Origin of the sequence: Pseudoalteromonas arctica (genome assembly GCF_012927645.1) — a bacterium.
Classification (GTDB): Bacteria; Pseudomonadota; Gammaproteobacteria; order Enterobacterales; family Alteromonadaceae; genus Pseudoalteromonas; species Pseudoalteromonas arctica_A.
Genome location: NZ_JABBMT010000076.1, coordinates 1 through 1,728, shown reverse-complemented (window position 1 = coordinate 1,728; position 1,728 = coordinate 1). Strand labels below are relative to the sequence as shown.

Here is a 1,728-nt window from a genome sequence, read left to right as displayed (position 1 = left end):
AACAAGGAAAATTAAAGTTACCCTGAGAATCGGTATATGTATTATCTTTTCTTGCTTTACCATCACTAAAATATAATCCGCGCTCAATTTTCACATTGGCTAATGGTTCACCATTATTGGTTAAGCGACCTTTTACCTCAGGACACAGATGCACTTTATATGCGCCAAATTTATCTAAAAAAGGCTGAATTTTCACGCTAAAAGATTGGAGTTTATCGATGAGTGACATTAGCACCTCTTAATTTATAAATGGAATTATGAGGCATTGCGTAAAAACCGTGTTGTACGCAAAGTATCCACATTCCATGTCAATATTATAGGTATTTTATAGTGTAAGAAAAAATATGCAATTACTTTTATGGTACAGAATGCTGGTGAGAAAATAAAAACAATCATAACTCGTTGCTTAGATTTGGCTCTATCGCTATAGCGTAGTGTAAATCAGTAATACAATCGCGCATCTTTGCTGTGCCACGTAATGCTAATACATAATGATCTTTAAACGCCCCTGTTTTTCCTTTAGCAATACAGCCAAAAGGGGTGTGATGGCGGAAGATTCGTTCTAAAATAGAGCCACTGATACCGTGTACAGCTGATGAATTGAACGTAAATCTAGCTTCAAGATCAGTATATATTTCTGAGTTTTGCATTGTTCCTTGAGAAAGAGTCTCATATGCAATCGCTGCAAAACTCGCTGCAACGGCTGGTGGTAAAGTCGTCATTCCTGAAGACATAATATAGTCCTTATTTTTCAGTTACATTGTCTATTAAATCGCTAAGATAGTTTGATGTAATAATATTAAAGTCAGTTTCCCAGCGAGCAATGCTGGATGCGCGAAATGGCGCATGAGGATGAAGCGTATTTTTGAAATTAAAACATACTTGTTCATCCGTGATATCTGCATTTAAAGTGGAAAGCTTATTAGTAATCTCATGCCTTGGGTGAATATCTGTTAAAGTTGATCTCCAAATAATAAATTTATGGTTGTTATAACTAGAGGTAATATATTGATTGGTAAATATTTCAGCAAAAGGAATACCTGGCTGATCAGAGCGAATTGTTATTTCAGGAAATGTAAAGTTACCGTTATGATCTGTATAAGTAAAATCTTTACGGGCTTTACCATCGGAAAAGTTAAGACTTCTGGAAATTAGCTGACAGTCTATTGGCTTACCATTATTGGTTAAGCGACCTTTTACCTCAGGACACAGATGCACTTTATATGCGCCAAATTTATCTAAAAAAGGCTGAATTTTCACGCTAAAAGATTGGAGTTTATCGATGAGTGACATTAGCACCTCTTAATTTATAAATGGAATTATGAGGCATTGCGTAAAAACCGTGTTGTACGCAAAGTATCCACATTCCATGTCAATATTATAGGTATTTTATAGTGTAAGAAAAAATATGCAATTACTTTTATGGTACAGAATGCTGGTGAGAAAATAAAAACAATCATAACTCGTTGCTTAGATTTGGCTCTATCGCTATAGCGTAGTGTAAATCAGTAATACAATCGCGCATTTTTGCTGTACCACGTAATGCTAATACATAATGATCTTTAAACGCGCCTGTTTTTCCTTTAGCTATACAGCCAAAAGGGGTGTGATGGCGGAAGATTCGTTCTAAAATAGAGCCGCTTATCGCAGTGATATTTAAACCCTCAAAACTAAATATGGGGCTTAGAAAAGGAAAGCTCGCAGACGTTTTTAATCCCCCATGTTCTG

The 1,728-nt window shown here is 35.7% G+C and carries 3 protein-coding genes and 1 pseudogene; all 4 read right to left on the bottom strand.

Annotation, left to right across the window (positions count from 1 at the left end):
• Positions 1-229: transthyretin-like family protein (locus HHO47_RS18920; protein WP_248291060.1), on the bottom strand; the 229-nt coding region annotated here is incomplete at its 3' end.
• A gap of 163 nt (positions 230-392) precedes the next feature.
• Positions 393-734, bottom strand: a complete 342-nt coding sequence (locus HHO47_RS18915) for a hypothetical protein (protein WP_169021687.1) — start codon at positions 732-734, stop codon at positions 393-395.
• A 10-nt stretch (positions 735-744) separates the two neighbouring features.
• Positions 745-1,293: a DUF6795 domain-containing protein gene (locus tag HHO47_RS18910; RefSeq protein ID WP_169021686.1), complete on the bottom strand. Its 549-nt coding sequence runs from the start codon at positions 1,291-1,293 to the stop codon at positions 745-747.
• 163 nt (positions 1,294-1,456) lie between these two features.
• Positions 1,457-1,728: pseudogene (locus HHO47_RS18905) on the bottom strand (hypothetical protein); the annotation flags it as partial.

What these genes read in the sequence shown, in the direction of transcription:
- HHO47_RS18915 (WP_169021687.1), bottom strand. Translation starts at nt 734, where the DNA reads ATGTCTTCAGGAATGACGACTTTACCACCAGCCGTTGCAGCGAGTTTT.
- HHO47_RS18910 (WP_169021686.1), bottom strand. Translation starts at nt 1,293, where the DNA reads ATGTCACTCATCGATAAACTCCAATCTTTTAGCGTGAAAATTCAGCCT.